Consider the following 438-nt stretch of genomic DNA (forward strand, 5'->3'; position numbering starts at 1 on the left):
TCTGAAGTCGATCATGCAGAAGAAGTCGGGGAAGGTCGCGCTGCCGAGCGTGATGGAGGAGGAAGAGTGGGACGGGGAAAAGAGCGCGATGGTCACGAAAGACGAAGACGAGACCGTCAATCAGGGCAGCGCAGTGTGGACCCGCGCGAAGAACGACATCACCGACGAGCAGTACCAGCAGTTCTATCAGCACCTCGCGCACGATCATCAGGACCCGCTAGCGGGTCCTGATGATCGTGCGCGAGGTGCTGATAGAACTGCTGGTACTGCTCGTCGGTGATGTCGTTCTTCGCGCGGGTCCACACTGCGCTGCCCTGATTGACGGTCTCGTCTTCGTCTTTCGTGACCATCGCGCTCTTTTCCCCGTCCCACTCTTCCTCCTCCATCACGCTCGGCAGCGCGACCTTCCCCGACTTCTTCTGCATGATCGACTTCAGA

At 59.4% G+C, this 438-nt stretch carries 1 protein-coding gene and 1 pseudogene; one reads left to right on the forward strand and one right to left on the reverse strand.

Translation table 11 applies throughout. The features are described 5' to 3' along the window. Positions 1–88 precede the first annotated feature (88 nt). Entirely contained in the window at positions 89–280 is a 192-nt protein-coding gene (locus A6V37_RS43345) for a hypothetical protein (protein WP_482194149.1), read from the forward strand. On the opposite strand, the pseudogene A6V37_RS20860 reads toward A6V37_RS43345, so the two are convergent. Then, positions 192–438 (reverse strand): annotated as a pseudogene (locus tag A6V37_RS20860) (molecular chaperone HtpG); the annotation flags it as partial. The gene A6V37_RS43345 and the pseudogene A6V37_RS20860 sit on opposite strands and share 89 nt — an antisense overlap.

The organism is Paraburkholderia ginsengiterrae, assembly GCF_001645125.1.
Classification (GTDB): Bacteria; Pseudomonadota; Gammaproteobacteria; order Burkholderiales; family Burkholderiaceae; genus Paraburkholderia; species Paraburkholderia ginsengiterrae.